Origin of the sequence: Ruminococcus flavefaciens MA2007 (assembly GCF_000621845.1) — a bacterium.
GTDB classification, from domain to species: Bacteria; Bacillota; Clostridia; order Oscillospirales; family Ruminococcaceae; genus Ruminococcus; species Ruminococcus flavefaciens_E.
The window spans coordinates 98,471-113,829 of record NZ_JHXF01000013.1; the positions used below are offsets into that span (position 1 = coordinate 98,471).

Sequence of the window (15,359 nt, forward strand, 5' to 3'; positions counted from 1 at the left end):
GCGATGCCCACATCGCCCCGTTGGTTTTGAATATTTGGTGGGCTGATGTAGGCATCAGCCCCTACAATCTTAGTTCTTAGCTCTTAGTTCTGCTCACTTCTTATCAGCTGCTCTCTGGAAGCACTTTACTATCTCAACGACAGGCACTATGCAGGCGCCTGCAATGAATGCCCAGAGATAATTCATACCCGAAAGAGAAACCAGTGAGAACATATTTCTCAGTGCAGGGATAAAGAGTACGGGTACGGTCAGTATTGCTGAGAGCAGGATAGCTCCGATAAGTACCTTGTTGTGCTTCTTCATTGTGAATATAGAGCCCTTGAGGCTTCTCATGTTCCATGCGTGGAGCATTTCGCATACGCAGAGTGTGATGAATGCCATTGTTGTGCCTGCCTCGGGAGAGGTCTTTGAGCCGATAAGATATGAAACAAAGGTAAGTGCCGCAATAACTGCGCCCTGCCACAGCAGATTAATTCCGAGACCGTCGGAGAAGATGTGTGAATTGCTGCTTCTTGGCTTACGTGACATGATACCCTGCTCAGCAGGCTCCATACCGAGAGCTATTGCAGGGAAGCAGTCCGAGATAAGGTTTATCCAGAGCAGGTGCACCGGGCTGAATATGCTCTTGCCGCCGCCGATGAACAGTGTTGCCGCAAGTATGCAGAGGACCTCGCTGAGGTTGCTGGAAAGCAGGAACTGTATAGCCTTGCGGATATTGTCATAGATACGTCTGCCCTCTTCAACAGCTCCTACGATAGTTGCGAAGTTGTCGTCGGTGAGCACCATATCAGCGACGTTCTTTGTAACGTCTGTACCTGTGATACCCATGCCGACGCCGATATCAGCGCTCTTGATAGACGGAGCGTCATTTACGCCGTCGCCTGTCATAGCTGTGGTCATGCCCTTCTTGCGCCATGCGTTTACTATACGTACCTTGTGCTCAGGCTGAACACGGGCATATACGCTGTAGTCCTGAACGTGTGCGTTGAACTCGTCATCGGGTATCTTAGAGAGCTCCGCGCCTGTGAGAGCCTGCTGTCCCTCGCCGAGGATACCAAGCTCCTTGGCGATAGCAACGGCTGTATCCCTGTGGTCACCTGTTATCATAACGGGACGTATGCCTGCTGTGCGGCAGAGCCCGATAGCGTCCTTTACCTCGGGACGGACAGGATCTATCATGCCTGTCATGCCGATGTAGATAAGGTCGTGTTCAAGTCCCTCGGGAGAGATATCGCTTGGGAGCTCATCATACTCGCGGTAAGCCGCAAGGAGAACTCTCAGCGCCTGGTCTGCCATTTCCTTGTTGCGGCGGAGTATCTCAAGCCTGTCGGACTCGGTCATTATGCGGACGCCGCCCTCCTTGAACATATGAGTGCAGTTTTTCAGCACCTCGTCGGGAGCGCCCTTTGTGTACTGTACATAGCCCTTTTCAGTCTTGTGGACTGTGGACATCATCTTTCTCAGTGAATCAAATGGAGCCTCTGCAACTCTCGGAGTCGCAGCCTCCAGCTCGTATTTTTTAAGTCCGCACTTGTGGGCGTAAGCTACCAGAGCAGCCTCTGTAGGCTCGCCTGCAACGGTATCGTCGGAGTTGAGCTGAGCGTCGCAGCAAAGAGCCATAGCCTTTGCAAGGAGCTCCTTATCATCTGTGTTTTCGTGGACTACTGTCATCTTGTTCTGTGTGAGAGTACCTGTCTTATCGGAGCAGATGACCTCGGCACAGCCTAAAGCCTCAACAGCGGTAAGTCTGCGGATAATAGCTCCGCGCTTTGACATATTGGTAACGCCGATAGAGAGAACGACTGTTACAACGGCTGCAAGTCCCTCAGGGATAGCCGCAACTGCAAGGCTGACAGCTATCATAAAGGAATCAAGGAATCCGGGGAGAGTGACAGAGCCGTTTCTTACAAGCATCTGAACGATGTTCAGACCGAGTATGATAACGCAGATAACGAGAACCGCAATAGAGAGTATCTTGCTGAGCTGGTCGAGGCTCTTCTGAAGAGGAGTCTCATCGTCGTCGGCATTGGCGATAGCACCTGCTATCTTGCCCATTTCGGTCTTCATGCCTGTAGCGACTACAACTGCTTCTGCACGTCCGTAAGCGATACTGCTGCCCATGTAGAGCATATTCTTTCTGTCGCCGAGAGGTACTTCCTCGCCGCTGAGTACGCCGCTTTCCTTGTCCGAGGGAACGCTCTCGCCTGTGAGGGCGGATTCCTCTGCCTTTAATGCGGCAGCTTCTATTATACGGCAGTCCGCAGGGACATTGTCGCCTGCTTCAAGAGCTATGACATCACCGGGCACCAGCTCCGAGCTCGGAATGACTACCAGCTCTCCCGAGCGGTATACCTTGCTCTGAGCGGCACTCATAGCCTGCAATGCTTCGATAGCGGATTCTGCCTTGTTTTCCTGATATACGCCGAGAACTGCGTTTGCGATGACAACGAACAGGATAATGAATACGTCCGCGTCAAGCTTTCCCTCAGAGATGATACCCGTAACTGCGGATATGACCGCTGCTGCAAGGAGCACAAGTATCATGGGGTTCTTGAACTGTTCAATGAACCTTGCCAGAAGCGTAGGCTTGGGAGCTTCGTCAAGCTTGTTCTGACCTACCTTTTCAAGGCGCTTTGCAGCTTCTTCGGCTGTAAGTCCCGAAGCCGAGCTTTCGACTTCTTTAAGGACATTTTCTGTGGTTTCGAGATAATGTTTCATGTTTTTCCTCCAATATCCTTCAGCACTAAAGTATAAAGCGGTGAAATCCACTTTATTACTGTACTAAACAGATAATATTTTATCATTTACTTTCAAAAAAGTCAAGATGTATCTGTGACTAAACTGTAAAATCGCCGACGGGAACAAAAAAGCCCGTCCCATAGGAACGAGCTTTTCTGCCGGGAGCTGAAGCGGAACTCCCGATGTATGAAAAATCACTGTATGATTTACTGCGAAACAAGCAATTGAAAAGGAAATTCTGAAATTTGTTTTTTCTTTCAAGTGTTTTATAGAGATGGTTTTTTTAAGAGAGATCTGAAAGCGTTATGTGTTCATTGTTTGTTCCGAATAAGTAACGGCATACCAATGATAAATCACCGTTAAAAAAGGGGGGTGGACGGAAAAATGCACCGCTATCGGGGGGCGACAGCTCACATTTTTCCGTTCAGGGATATGAATGGTATAGTCTTATAAAGGATCCGACAAGCTTTGAAACAGTCACTTTGTTTTTATTATGACCTTCGCCTGCGTTTTAAGGTTAGCCGCCCGAAAAGTGACTACGCTCTCATTGCCTGTCATTATGGATTAGTAGTGCGTAGTTTTCTGTGTGAGTTTTTTGTGTGATGGAATGTTGGATATAAATCAGTTGATTGGATTAGATGGCGTTTTCTGAACGGTAAAGATGCATTATTATTATCAGGAAAATTTAATGAAGTATTTAGGATTAGATGGAAAATTTTTTAAGGGGATCGATGTTTTATGTAAAGTGATGGTTAAAATTTTCTGAGTTTCTTGAGTTCCTTGGGGGGCTCTGGTTGATTAAACATCCATATGCAGGCGGAATTTGCATTCTGCTCTGCTGCCTTTACAGATTTTGAAACGATTGTCTTCATTATTATTGATCTGACAGTATTCCGAGTTTTCTTCATAATGAATTCCCTCCTGAATAATGATAGTGCAGGCACCTTTGGGGCGACGCCTATGTATATTATTATATTTCTGAACGCCAAAAAGTCAATACCTTTGCACTAAACGCCGTTTATTTGCATTTTTATCCTCATAGTTCATGTTTAACGGTAATTTTCTTACAGTAATAATATTTTTGTTAAGATTTAACGTTATATTATATTTTAAGCCGTCAAAAGGTCATACTGCGGTCTTTTCCGTGACTTTTTCAGACTGCTGCTTTTCCTTGTCATCGGGGATAGGGATAAGGAGCTCTGTAATGAAGAGATTGTCCTCAACATGGGCGTTGAAGCTGCCGTTGTACTTGGCACAGGCATTGCGGATATTGGAAAGACCTATGCCGTGGTGATTCTTTTTCGTGCTCCTGAATTCGTTCTTGGCTGTGGTCGAGACCTTGTCGAAGCTGTTTTCAAGATAGATGAAAACAAAGTAGTTCCGGCGTGTTATGGACAGCCACACGCGGCGCTTGTCCTCGGGAAGCTCGCTGCAGGCCTCAAAGGCGTTGTCCAGCAGATTCGAGAATATCGCCGTAACGTCAAGGTTCGAGATAAAGCCGATATCCGTGAACTCTGCGTCCACGCGGAAATCAACGTTCATAGCCTCCGCAGTATCGAGCTTATTGTTGATAACTACCGTGAGAATGGGATCGTCGCACTCAAATCGGGGCATGAGCTTGTCCAGCTCGGCGTTGAGCAGGTCCTTGTAGTGTCCTGCTTCCTCTGCCTTATTGGCGTTTATAAGTCCCTCCAGAGAGGCAATGTGCTTCTTTACATCGTGGATAACACGTCTTGAAGCATTATACTTCTCGTTGAGCTCGTTATAGGCTTTAAGCTGTAAAACAGACTGCTGAGATACCAGCTCCAGTTCTCGTTCCGTCTTGTACGCCTTTGAGAGAGTTCGCAGAAGATAGGTAAGATAAAGGTCCAGAGCAAAGAATATCAGCAGGATGATAACGATGCCGTAGCCTGCCTTGCCGTCCATAATGGTATTGTATATGTACTGGAAAATGACTATCTCTCCGACTATAAGCACGAAGAACATTATTATCTCCTGCAATCGTATGGAGCTGAAGCCGTTTTCGGAAATATACATTATAAAGCACTTGGCAGCGGCTATCATAAACAGCCAGCTAAGCAGATTGCCTGCGATATAAAGCTCTATCGTATTCTGTATGTCCTGCGACTCTATGCCTATCAGGAACGAAAGAAGTATTCCCGACAGCATCTCTATTATTGCCATTATCACCAGGAATATGGCGTTATATATCAGGAAATTGAGATATTTCGGCTTAAAGAACAGTATAGTCAGTACAAGCAGTGAAACATATGAATAAGTAACATTAAAAACAGGCATTCCAAAGGAATTGACTGCTGCGTGGAGCAGTGCGGCAACAACTGCAAACGCCGCCTTGAACACGACTGAATTCCTTCTGGATTCATATATCTTTACGAATGTTACGAATGCAAATATGTACAGAGCTAACGCTGAAATAAAATTAGCTGCAAAAAACATAGCTTACTCCTGTCTGATATAGTGTTTTATGAAACGGCTGAATTCTTTCTGGAACTCCTTCAGCTTTTTCTGAGCAACGGGTATTTCAAGACCGTTCGTGGTGTATAGCGTGAAATTATTGAGTTTATCTATGTGTTCCATGTTTATTATGAAGCTTTTATGGGGAGAAACGAAGCTCTCTGAGTTTATCAGCGCAAAAACGTCGGAAAGGCTGCCCCTTATGCGGTACGTCTCCGATTTTGTATAGACCGTTATACGGCGGTTTCCCGTGTATTCAAAGACATAGATGTTTTTCAGCGTCAGCAGCAGAGGTCCGTCCTCGCCCTTCAGCTGTATCACTACGTCCTTTTCGGAGTTTTCCGCAAGATAGCGCATCAGCTCGTCAAGAACATTGTCTATCCTCTCGTCCTCAAAGGGCTTCAGCACAAAGTCAAAGGGGTGTACGGAATAGCTCCTCAGAGCGAACTCGGAGTGGCTTGTAACGTAGACTATCCTTGAACGGCGGTCTATCTGACGTATCGCCTGAGCGGTCTTGAGTCCGTCGATACCGCTCATTTCGATGTCAAGAAAGATAAGGTCGTAGTTCATATCCGTTTCAAGGAGCTTTTCGCCGCAGCGGAAGCTGTGGACATCAAACTCTACAGAATGAGCGGTGCTGTATTTTGAGATACGCTCCTTTATCTGGTCGATAACTTCCTTGTCATCATCGCATATAGCAATGGATATCATTTCAATGCTCCTTTCCTGTTGGAGAATAAGCCTGCCGCAAGCATTATCCCTGTGAAGAATACCGCCATTGCAGAAGCTGTCATAAGTCGGTGTGCCTGTAAAACAGCCAGTAAAGCTATTACTGCCGCAGATATTGCGGCTGCTATAAGGGAACGTCTGCGGAATACCCTGCGCTCCTTGTCATCAAAGGGCTTGTTACGGGATTCCACAGGTGCTAACAGGATAATGAGCAGTAAGCCCGTTAAGCCCATAGCTGCCCCGACAGGCAGCAAAGCCCGAGAAGGCATAAGCTGAGAAGCCGCAATGACAGAGCTCATCACAGCCATGGACAATATAAAGCAGGCAGTCCGCGTTTTAGCATGATAACCGCCGCAGCATGAGCGCAGAGGCGGATATACCGCCATGAAAACGAGTGCCGAAGGTGCACTGCCGAATATAATGGCAGTAACCAGCATAGCAGCAGATATGAGCACCTTCATGATGTTCAGCTCAAGCCCGAAACGGACTATATCTGCCTCGTCTTCCCTGACGTAACCGCCGCTGAGAAGCTTTTCCATGATAGAATCTATTAATTTGTCCATCTCTATATCCTATATCCCATACACGAATTACTAATCAGTTTAATTATATCACAAATTAGCAAAAAGTCAATATTCTCGGTATAAATTTCACCTTTATAATATCAACAAGTAAAACAATTATATATCATATATCCATTTTTATGCGGACAGCTGCAAAAAAAGCCGCAAAACTTTTCAGCTTTGCGGCTTTGTATCATATTATAATATCTTTTGATGCGTCCGTGAACTGCTGATACATATACAGCGAACCCAGTGCGATAAGAGGCATACCCTGCTTCTTTGCGTAGTCAAGGGCAGCTCTTACACCCTCGGCATATTCCTCAAAGGGCAGTGTACGCATACCACGCTCCGTAAGCGCCTGCGCAAGGGCTTTGCTGTCAAGAGCCCTCGGATTATCGGGCTTTACCGCAAAGGCGGTATCGGTAAGCTCTCCCAGCATATCCGCATACAGACCGTACTCCTTGTCAGCCATTACGCCGATGAGCAGTACGACCTTTTTATCGCCGAAGTATCGGCGGATACTGTCCGTCGCACAGCGTATGCCGTCGGGATTGTGAGCACCGTCATATATAATAAGAGGCTCTCTGCTGATGACCTCGAAGCGTCCGTGCCATTTCACATCTGCAAGTCCCTGACGGACTGCGCTTTCGGGGATATCAATGCCCTCCCTGCAGAGTATCTCTATACAGCTCAGCACATTCACGGCGTTTTCGCGCTGATAGGTGCCGAGAAGCGGTATATGGAGCTTTTCGCCCTTATAGGTCAGCTCCGTTCCGTTTATGGTACAGCTGTCCTCAGACCATGAGAACTGCGAATAATCGGGGATAAACAGCTCGCAGCCAAGCTTTTTTGCGGTATCGGCAGCTATCTCGTAGACTTCCTCGCTGTTTCCGCCAAAATAAACAGGTCTGCCCTGTTTGATAATGCCGCATTTATGGGAGGCTATCTCCGCAATAGTGTCGCCGAGAAAAGCTCCGTGGTCTTTCTGGACATTGGTTATTACCGATAATACGGGAGCTTTGATAACATTGGTGGAGTCGGTATCTCCGCCCATGCCGCATTCGACTACGGCTATATCGCAGCCCTTCCGCACAAAAAGCTCAAAAGCCGCCGCCGTAAGGACTTCAAACTCCGTGGGCTTTTCGGTCATGCTCTCGCATATGGGAGCTATATCGCCGATAAGGTCTGCAAAGTCCTGCTCCCCTATCTCCTCACCGTCAATGCGGAAGCTGTCCGTGACCTTGGTTATGGCAGGAGAAGAGAAACCGCCGACTTTATAGCCTGCGCTTTTCAGCACAGATGTGAGCATGGCACCGAAAGAGCCCTTGCCGTTGGTGCCTGCAATGTGGACAGTCTTTACCTTGTCCTGCGGATTATCCATAAGGCGGAGAAGCTCCGTTATACGGCTAAGTCCCAGTACGCTGCCTCTTTCGGCAGCCTTTTTCATGTATCCCAGCGCTTCCGTGAAGTTCATTTTCTCTTTATCTTCTCAAGCTGCGCTGTGAAAGCCTTGTTGCTCATGAGCATATAGATGATGAATGTCTCGATGATTCCCATGATAAGGTTGGTCAAAGGTCTCCAGACAAGCTGCGGTCTCATTGCAGGGAACAGGAAGTAAAGACCTGTTGTGTTTATAGCCAGCGAGCCGATAAGTCTTGCGATACCTACTGCGCAGGCAATTCTCGGGAGCTGCTTGCTCTTGAATATATAATTGTAGGAAAGTCCTGCGAAAAAGCCTGTAGCAGCAGCGCCTACTGTGATAAGGGGCATCGGAGTCATACCTGTTACGAAGCAGCCGATGAGGTCAGCGCCTGCACCTACTGCCGCACCGATGAACGGTCCGAAGAAGATACCTGCCATAAGGATAGGCAGAGTCTCGGCGCTTATGCGGATAACGCTGAAAAAGTCTACTCTCAGTGATTTGCCCACGATGCTGATAGCGATGAGAAGCGCAGCCAGCACCAGTACCTTTGTGCTGCCGAAAAGTCTGATACCAGACTTCATTGCAGCTGTTTTGTTGTTTGCAGCCATAAAAAAATCCTCCTTTTCCTCACTCATACGACAAGAAAAGAAGGCATAGTCTCTTATATTGTCCTATGAAGCGGGATGCAAAATGTGAACCGTAAGCCTTAGCTTTTCGTTTGACTGACAACTCCCCGTTCAGTCAACACTGGAATACCGAATGGTATAACGAACACATTTTTACTCTTCAAAATATCGCAGTACCTTACTGCACTATCATTATACAGCAGAGAATAGCGTTTGTCAATAGAATAACACACGAAAAAACACCCGTTTATACTCTTTGTCAATTTGCTCTAAATGCACATACACAGGTGGTAAAAATAGGTCAAAAAGCCGAAAATGTATAAAGCCCTTGACAAATTACCATAATAGTGATAAATTATAGTTAGCACTCAAAGAGTTAGAGTGCTAACGAGATTGAAGGGAGTGAGTATCGTGGACGACAGAAAGCTCAGAATACTTGCTGCTGTGGTTGACGAATATGTCAGAACGGGCGAACCCGTCGGCTCGAAATCGATCTCGAAGCTTGAAAATATAAATGTTTCCTCCGCTACTATCAGAAATGATATGGCTGCTCTGGAACAGATGGGCTATCTTGAACAGCCTCACACCTCGGCAGGACGAGTTCCTACATTCAAAGGCTACAGGCTGTACATCGACGAGCTTATGACTCCTCACGATCTTCCCGAAGAAGAGAAGAGAATGCTGGACGAAATGCTGGGCGACAAGGATACTCCCGAGGAGCTCCTTGTACAGAACGCCGCAACAGCCCTCACGGAGATAACTCACTGCGCCGCAGTAGTTACCAACGCTGTTCCGAGATTCTCGGTTATCTCAAAGGTAGAGGTAATACCTACAGGAAAGCGCCTGTATGTGATACTCCTCATAACCTCAAACGGAAGCATTAAAAACAAGGCTTGCAGACTGGAATTCGACCTCAGCCATGAACAGCTGGATTTCTTTACACATTATATAGAGGAAAACCTCAGCGGCGTCTCAGTTGACGACCTCTCTGAGGAAATGTTCGACAAAATGGTAGCGGCGGTAAGCGCCTACATGGTGTCCCTTTCACCGCTGGTAAAGGGCATATGCGAGCTCTCTGAGGACCTGCGTCAGCAGGAGCTCACAGTCAGCGGAAGCGAAAAGCTTCTGTCCTGCGAGGAGCTTGACAAAATGGAAGTCGTGAGATTCATCGAACACAAGGACGGTCTTTCAGAGCTCCTTGAAAACGCATTCAGCGGAATACAGGTAAAGTTCAGCTCTGAAAACGACAGCTTCGCAATAGGCAATTCAAGCCTTATAGTCTCAAAGTACCGCAAGGGCGGCAAGGAGGCAGGCTCTCTCGGAATAATAGGTCCTATGAGAGTCGATTACAAAAAGATAATCCCTTACGTCGAGTACCTGACGCAGAAGATATCTGCTCTCATGGACGGCGACGATGACATTATAAGCGCTCCGTCAGATACACAGGAGCCATAGAAAGGAGCAATGACCGATGGAAGAGAACGAGAAGGAAACGGAGCTTCTTGAAGAGCTGGAAGAGGATATGGCAGAAGAAGCTGCGGAAAACTCCGACGAGCTCGATGAAGCTGACGCAGCCAGCGAGTACAACGACTCCGCCGCACAGTTCGCGGATATGGAGGAGGCTCTCGCAGAGGCAAACGACAAGTACCTGAGGTTATTTGCGGAGTACGACAACTACCGCAAGAGAACAGCCAAGGAAAAGACAGAGACATATCAGAACGCTTCCGTTCAGTGTGTTGAGAAGCTTCTCCCCGTGCTTGACAGCTTTGAGAGGTCTCTTGAAGCCGAATGTGCAGACGAGAACTTCAAGAACGGAATGGCGATGATATACAATCAGTTCAAGAACTTCCTTACACAGATGAACGTTACCGAGATAGAAGCTCTCGGGGCGGAATTCGATCCAAACGTACACAACGCGATACAGCAGCTTGACGGAACGGATTACGCAAGCAATCACGTCTGCTCTGTATTCCAGAAGGGCTATATGCTCGGGGATAAGCTTGTAAGACCTGCTATGGTGGCAGTGGCAGTTTAGCGCAAAGCGCTAAACAATTCATAATGCATAATTCATAATTATGCGATCAACACAAGTAAACTACATTCATAATTCAATTATGCATTGTGAATTATGAATTAGAAATTAGGAGGAATTTATTATGGGAAAAATCATTGGTATCGATCTTGGTACAACTAACTCTTGCGTAGCTGTTATGGAGGGCGGTAACGCTGTAGTTATCCCCAACAGCGAAGGTGCAAGAACAACTCCTTCCGTTGTAGCTTTCACAAACAACGGCGAGCGTCTCGTAGGTCAGGTGGCTAAGAGACAGGCTATCACAAACCACGACAGAACAGTTTCTTCTATCAAGAGACACATGGGTTCTGATTATAAAGTTGCTATCGACGGCAAGAACTATACTCCTCAGGAGATATCAGCAATGATCCTCCAGAAGCTCAAGGCTGACGCAGAGGCTTACCTCGGCGAGCCTGTAACAGAGGCTGTTATCACAGTTCCTGCTTACTTCACAGACTCACAGAGACAGGCTACTAAGGACGCAGGTCAGATCGCTGGTCTTACCGTTAAGCGTATCATCAACGAGCCTACAGCAGCTGCTCTCTCATACGGTATCGACAAGGAAGAGGAGCAGACCGTTATGGTTTACGACCTCGGCGGCGGTACATTCGATGTATCTATCATCGAAATGGGCGAGGACGTTCAGCAGGTACTTGCTACAGCAGGTAACAACCGTCTCGGCGGCGACGACTTCGACCAGCGTATCATCAACTGGATAGTTGAGGAGTTCAAGAAGACTGAGGGCATCGACCTTTCAGCTGACAAGATGGCTGCCCAGAGACTCAAGGACGCAGCTGAAAAGTCCAAGATAGAGCTTTCATCTACAACAACATCAAATATCAACATTCCTTTCATCACTGTTGACGCTTCGGGCACACCTAAGCACCTCGACCTCACACTTACACAGGCTAAGTTCAACGAGCTCACAGCTGACCTCGTTGAAGCTACAATGGGACCTGTAAGACAGGCTCTCAGCGACAGCGGTCTCAACATCTCAGAGATCAACAAGGTGCTCATGGTCGGCGGTTCTTCAAGAATCCCTGCTGTACAGGAAGCTGTTAAGAAGCTCATCGGCAAGGAGCCATTCAAGGGCATCAACCCTGACGAGTGCGTAGCTCTCGGTGCTGCATATCAGGGCGGCGTTCTCGGCGGCGACGTTAAGAACGGTCTCCTCCTCCTCGATGTTACACCGCTTTCACTCGGTATTGAGACAGCAGGCGGCGTTTGCACAAGAATGATCGAAAGAAATACAACTATCCCTACAAAGAAGTCACAGGTATTCTCAACATACGCAGACAATCAGCCTGCTGTTGATATCAACGTACTTCAGGGTGAGCGTGAGTTCGCACGCGACAACAAGCAGCTGGGTACCTTCCGTCTCGACGGTATCGCTCCTGCTCCAAGAGGAATCCCTCAGATCGAAGTAACATTCGATATCGACCAGAACGGTATCGTTCACGTATCCGCTAAGGATCTCGGCACAGGCAAGGAGCAGAACATCACTATCACTTCTTCCACAAATATGTCCAAGGACGACATCGACAAGGCTGTCAAGGAAGCTGAGCAGTACGCTGCTGAGGATAAGAAGCGCCGTGAGGCTGTTGACAACAAGAACGAGGCTGAGAACCTTGTATTCCAGTGCGAGAAGGCTCTCACAGACTTCGGCGACAAGGTATCTGCTGACGAAAAGTCAAATATCGAGTCCAAGTGCGCTGCACTCAAGTCTGCTATCGAAGCAAACAACGATTCCGAGATAAAGACTCTCAAGGAAGACCTCCAGAAGGCATTCTACGACCTCTCTGCAAAGATCTACCAGCAGGCAGCTCCTAACGGTGCAGCAGGCGCACAGGGTATTGATCCTTCACAGTTCGCTAACATGGGCGGTGCTGCTGACGCAGGCGCTTCACAGGGCGGAAACGACGACGGAGTAGTTGACGCAGACTTCACTGAGGTTTGATGATGAAGATCAATAAAACTGTAAAAACTATAATCATCATAGCTGCTCTGGCTGCTTTGGCGTATTTCGGACTAAAGTGGTTCGCAGGCTTTGCCAACGACGACCTTGGCGATTACGACGGCGGCAGGGGTAAATATGAGGATTCGATAGAAAACGGTTGATAAGGTTTTTAGGGCGGAAAATCATTCCGCCCTAAAGGTGTATTTACAGGCGCGGTAAATTAGTAAGTAGAAAGTAGTAAGTAGAAAGTAGTAATTATTCAAACTTCTGCACACTACTCTCTACTCTCTACTCACTACTCACTAATAAGGAGAATAAATATATGGCTGAGAAAAGAGATTACTATGAAGTCCTTGGTCTGCAAAAAGGCGCTTCCGAGGACGAGATAAAAAAAGCCTTCCGTAAAAAGGCAAGAGAAAACCACCCCGACCTTCACCCCGACGATCCGTCTTACGTCGAGAAGTTTCAGGAGATAAACGAGGCTAACGAGGTCCTCTCCGATCCGGAAAAACGTGCCCGCTACGACCAGTTCGGTCATGCAGGCGTTGATCCCAGCTACGGCGGCGGCGCAGGCGGCATGGAGGGATTCGGCGGCTTTGCTGATATGGACGATATCCTCGGCAGTATTTTCGGCGGCTTTGGTTTCGGCGGCGGCTCAAAGCGCTCCAACGCAAACGCTCCCAGAAGAGGTGCGGATATACAGGATACTGTTTCCATCACCTTTATGGAAGCCTGCACAGGCAAAAAGCAGGATATCAAGGTAAACCGTATGTGTGTATGCGACAGCTGTAAGGGCTCGGGCGCAGAACCCGGTACTCAGCCCGATATCTGTCCCGACTGTCAGGGCAGAGGCTCTATCAAGGCTACTCAGCGTACTCCGTTCGGTGCTATATCCTCAACAAAACCATGTCCGCACTGCGGCGGAAAGGGCAAGATAATCAAGAGCCCATGCAGCAAGTGCCGCGGAGTAGGACGTATCAGAGTACAGAAGAACGTTTCCATTGATATCCCTGCAGGTATCGACGACGGACAGACGCTCCGCGTAGGCGGTCAGGGCGACTGCGGCGTAAACGGCGGTCCTAACGGCGACCTCCTCGTTGGTATCAACGTAAAGTCCCACCCTATCTTCAGACGCGAGGGCTTCGACATACACTGCGATATCCCTGTTACTTACATGGAAGCTGTTCTCGGCGCTGAGATAACCGTACCTACTATCGACGGCGACGTTAAGTACACCATAGCCGAGGGCACTCAGACAGGCACTATCTTCCGCTTAAAGGGCAAGGGCGTTCAGAGACTTCACCGCACAGACCGCGGCAATCAGTACGTAAAGATATACGTTGAGGTCCCCAAGAACCTTTCCAAGAAGCAGAAAGACCTGCTGAAGGAGTTCGAGGCTTCACTTACAGAGAAAAACTACGCTAAGCGCCAGAGCTTCTTTGAAAAGCTCCGCTCAAAGCTGGATTTTTGACAACAGATACAGACCTGTTGCAAACAGCGCAGCAGGTCTGTTTTTATACCGAAAGGAGGCTTATTTATGTATGAAGAGGATTTCATTATGCGGCAGATAAGGGAAATAACCGCAGTCATTGCAAAGGTGCTTTTTGGAAAAAAGGCTGACTCCATGACGCTGATGCTTCATCAGCGCGAAAGACAGAAAGTCGAGTACCTTGCCGACAAGGTAAAAGACGGCGAGATACAGGACGCTGTCGACGAACTGAACAGACTTGCCGACAACAACACCAAGGAAAATCTTATGGTAGGTCTTGAGTTTTACAACCAGCTCTGCGAACTGGACGAGGACTTCTTCATCGAAAATGGATACAGCCTCGTAAAGGCGCGTGAGGATTTTGAAAGCTTTGCCGAAAAATTCGGTCTGGAGCAGATGACGGAGCTTTATTTCGGAAAAGAAGAGGAAAAAGTCAGCAAATAAGTATAAAACCTCCCGAAGCGGACATAATATCCGCAAAGGGAGGTGTTTTTATGGTAGAACAGGACACTATAAAGCTGCTTCGTGAGTGCGACGCAGGTGTAAAAATGGGTATATCCTCTATCGGGGACGTCCTCGGCTACGTCAGCAGCCACGACCTGAAAAGAGTATTGCAGGACAGCTCTGAGGAGCACGACGGCTTGAAAGCGGACTTGCAGGGGCTTCTCGGGGAGTATCACGACGAGGGCAAGGAGCCTGCGGCTATGGCTAAGGGTATGTCGTGGGTAAAGACCAACGTGAAGCTGAAAATGAACGAGTCCGACAGCACCGTTGCGGACCTTATCACAGACGGCTGCAATATGGGAGTAAAGTCCCTTAGCCGCTATCTCAACAAGTATCAGGCTGCCGACGAGCGCTCAAAGGATATCGCAAAACGCATAATCAGTGCCGAGGACAAGCTCTGTACTGACGTAAGGGCGTATCTGTAGAATGGGCGTACTGCGCGAATTAATCAAAACCACCCGTAAAACGGGTGGTTTGAGGAAGCCCTAGAAGGGCTTGATACGGACACTGCCCCTTAAGTGGGCTGAGAAAGGTCTGCCAACTGCATTTCATTCTCAGCTACCCCTTAAGGGGTTTTTACTTCTTCTTATACTTTTCTCCAGTGAACGGGTCTGTTGTTTCAAACAAACTTAACTGGTCTGTCATAATATCTTCTTGCAGCTGGTTCTTTATATACTCTTCAATTTTCTTAGCATTCTTTCCTACTGTATCAACATAATATCCTGTACACCAGAAATGTCTGTTACCGTACTTATACTTCAGATTTGCATGTCGCTCAAATAT

General features: G+C 47.8%; 15 protein-coding genes and 1 riboswitch. Of the genes, 7 read left to right on the top strand and 8 right to left on the bottom strand.

The window, feature by feature from the left end:
* Positions 1-93 precede the first annotated feature (93 nt).
* The 7 genes from T497_RS0107595 to T497_RS0107625 all read right to left on the bottom strand — a co-directional run bounded on the left by T497_RS0107595 (position 94) and on the right by T497_RS0107625 (position 8,537).
* On the bottom strand, positions 94-2,718 hold the full coding sequence (locus tag T497_RS0107595; protein ID WP_028515104.1) for a cation-translocating P-type ATPase: 2,625 nt from the start codon (positions 2,716-2,718) through the stop codon (positions 94-96).
* Between the two features lie 773 nt (positions 2,719-3,491).
* Positions 3,492-3,647 (bottom strand): AgrD family cyclic lactone autoinducer peptide, encoded by a 156-nt coding sequence (locus tag T497_RS18010; protein ID WP_080693324.1) that lies wholly within the window; start codon positions 3,645-3,647, stop codon positions 3,492-3,494.
* Positions 3,648-3,864: 217 nt separating this feature from the next.
* Positions 3,865-5,196 (bottom strand): sensor histidine kinase, encoded by a 1,332-nt coding sequence (locus T497_RS0107605; protein WP_028515105.1) that lies wholly within the window; start codon positions 5,194-5,196, stop codon positions 3,865-3,867.
* A 3-nt stretch (positions 5,197-5,199) separates the two neighbouring features.
* Positions 5,200-5,925, bottom strand: coding sequence for a LytR/AlgR family response regulator transcription factor (locus tag T497_RS0107610; RefSeq protein WP_028515106.1), 726 nt, complete (start codon positions 5,923-5,925; stop codon positions 5,200-5,202).
* Positions 5,922-6,506, bottom strand: a complete 585-nt coding sequence (locus tag T497_RS17440) for an accessory gene regulator B family protein (protein WP_051530572.1) — start codon at positions 6,504-6,506, stop codon at positions 5,922-5,924. The genes T497_RS0107610 and T497_RS17440 overlap by 4 nt, the downstream gene beginning before the upstream one ends.
* A 193-nt stretch (positions 6,507-6,699) precedes the next feature.
* Positions 6,700-7,980, bottom strand: a complete 1,281-nt coding sequence (locus T497_RS0107620; RefSeq protein ID WP_028515107.1) for a bifunctional folylpolyglutamate synthase/dihydrofolate synthase — start codon at positions 7,978-7,980, stop codon at positions 6,700-6,702.
* The gene (locus T497_RS0107625; protein ID WP_028515108.1) at positions 7,977-8,537 is read right to left on the bottom strand and encodes a folate family ECF transporter S component; all 561 of its coding nucleotides are present in this window, start codon (positions 8,535-8,537) and stop codon (positions 7,977-7,979) included. The genes T497_RS0107620 and T497_RS0107625 overlap by 4 nt, the downstream gene beginning before the upstream one ends.
* Positions 8,538-8,603: 66 nt before the next feature.
* A riboswitch (THF riboswitch) is annotated at positions 8,604-8,718 on the bottom strand.
* Positions 8,719-8,966: 248 nt separating this feature from the next.
* Here T497_RS0107625 and hrcA point away from each other — a divergent pair.
* The 7 genes from hrcA (at position 8,967) to T497_RS0107660 (ending at position 15,001) form a co-directional block, all read left to right on the top strand.
* Positions 8,967-10,010 (top strand): heat-inducible transcriptional repressor HrcA, encoded by a 1,044-nt coding sequence (gene hrcA, locus T497_RS0107630; protein ID WP_028515109.1) that lies wholly within the window; start codon positions 8,967-8,969, stop codon positions 10,008-10,010.
* Between the two features lie 16 nt (positions 10,011-10,026).
* Positions 10,027-10,590, top strand: coding sequence for a nucleotide exchange factor GrpE (gene grpE, locus T497_RS0107635; protein WP_028515110.1), 564 nt, complete (start codon positions 10,027-10,029; stop codon positions 10,588-10,590).
* 121 nt (positions 10,591-10,711) lie between these two features.
* Positions 10,712-12,583, top strand: coding sequence for a molecular chaperone DnaK (gene dnaK, locus T497_RS0107640; RefSeq protein ID WP_028515111.1), 1,872 nt, complete (start codon positions 10,712-10,714; stop codon positions 12,581-12,583).
* 2 nt (positions 12,584-12,585) lie between these two features.
* Positions 12,586-12,744 (top strand): hypothetical protein, encoded by a 159-nt coding sequence (locus T497_RS18240; RefSeq protein WP_196243024.1) that lies wholly within the window; start codon positions 12,586-12,588, stop codon positions 12,742-12,744.
* Between the two features lie 161 nt (positions 12,745-12,905).
* Complete coding sequence (gene dnaJ, locus T497_RS0107650; RefSeq protein WP_028515112.1) at positions 12,906-14,054, top strand: molecular chaperone DnaJ; 1,149 nt, start codon at positions 12,906-12,908, stop codon at positions 14,052-14,054.
* 66 nt (positions 14,055-14,120) lie between these two features.
* Entirely contained in the window at positions 14,121-14,516 is a 396-nt protein-coding gene (locus T497_RS0107655) for a DUF6483 family protein (RefSeq protein ID WP_028515113.1), read from the top strand.
* Positions 14,517-14,566: 50 nt separating this feature from the next.
* Complete coding sequence (locus T497_RS0107660; RefSeq protein ID WP_028515114.1) at positions 14,567-15,001, top strand: hypothetical protein; 435 nt, start codon at positions 14,567-14,569, stop codon at positions 14,999-15,001.
* Positions 15,002-15,152: 151 nt separating this feature from the next.
* Here T497_RS0107660 and T497_RS0107665 read toward each other — a convergent pair.
* Positions 15,153-15,359: IS200/IS605 family transposase (locus T497_RS0107665; RefSeq protein ID WP_028515115.1), on the bottom strand; the 207-nt coding region annotated here is incomplete at its 5' end.

Excerpts from the sequence above, each read along its gene's own strand:
- T497_RS18240 (WP_196243024.1), top strand. The coding sequence starts at position 12,586 with ATGAAGATCAATAAAACTGTAAAAACTATAATCATCATAGCTGCTCTG.
- dnaK (WP_028515111.1), top strand. The coding sequence starts at position 10,712 with ATGGGAAAAATCATTGGTATCGATCTTGGTACAACTAACTCTTGCGTA.
- T497_RS0107655 (WP_028515113.1), top strand. The coding sequence starts at position 14,121 with ATGTATGAAGAGGATTTCATTATGCGGCAGATAAGGGAAATAACCGCA.
- T497_RS0107595 (WP_028515104.1), bottom strand. The coding sequence starts at position 2,718 with ATGAAACATTATCTCGAAACCACAGAAAATGTCCTTAAAGAAGTCGAA.
- T497_RS17440 (WP_051530572.1), bottom strand. The coding sequence starts at position 6,506 with ATGGACAAATTAATAGATTCTATCATGGAAAAGCTTCTCAGCGGCGGT.
- dnaJ (WP_028515112.1), top strand. The coding sequence starts at position 12,906 with ATGGCTGAGAAAAGAGATTACTATGAAGTCCTTGGTCTGCAAAAAGGC.
- T497_RS0107625 (WP_028515108.1), bottom strand. The coding sequence starts at position 8,537 with ATGGCTGCAAACAACAAAACAGCTGCAATGAAGTCTGGTATCAGACTT.
- T497_RS18010 (WP_080693324.1), bottom strand. The coding sequence starts at position 3,647 with ATGAAGAAAACTCGGAATACTGTCAGATCAATAATAATGAAGACAATC.
- T497_RS0107660 (WP_028515114.1), top strand. The coding sequence starts at position 14,567 with ATGGTAGAACAGGACACTATAAAGCTGCTTCGTGAGTGCGACGCAGGT.
- T497_RS0107605 (WP_028515105.1), bottom strand. The coding sequence starts at position 5,196 with ATGTTTTTTGCAGCTAATTTTATTTCAGCGTTAGCTCTGTACATATTT.
- T497_RS0107620 (WP_028515107.1), bottom strand. The coding sequence starts at position 7,980 with ATGAACTTCACGGAAGCGCTGGGATACATGAAAAAGGCTGCCGAAAGA.
- T497_RS0107610 (WP_028515106.1), bottom strand. The coding sequence starts at position 5,925 with ATGATATCCATTGCTATATGCGATGATGACAAGGAAGTTATCGACCAG.
- grpE (WP_028515110.1), top strand. The coding sequence starts at position 10,027 with ATGGAAGAGAACGAGAAGGAAACGGAGCTTCTTGAAGAGCTGGAAGAG.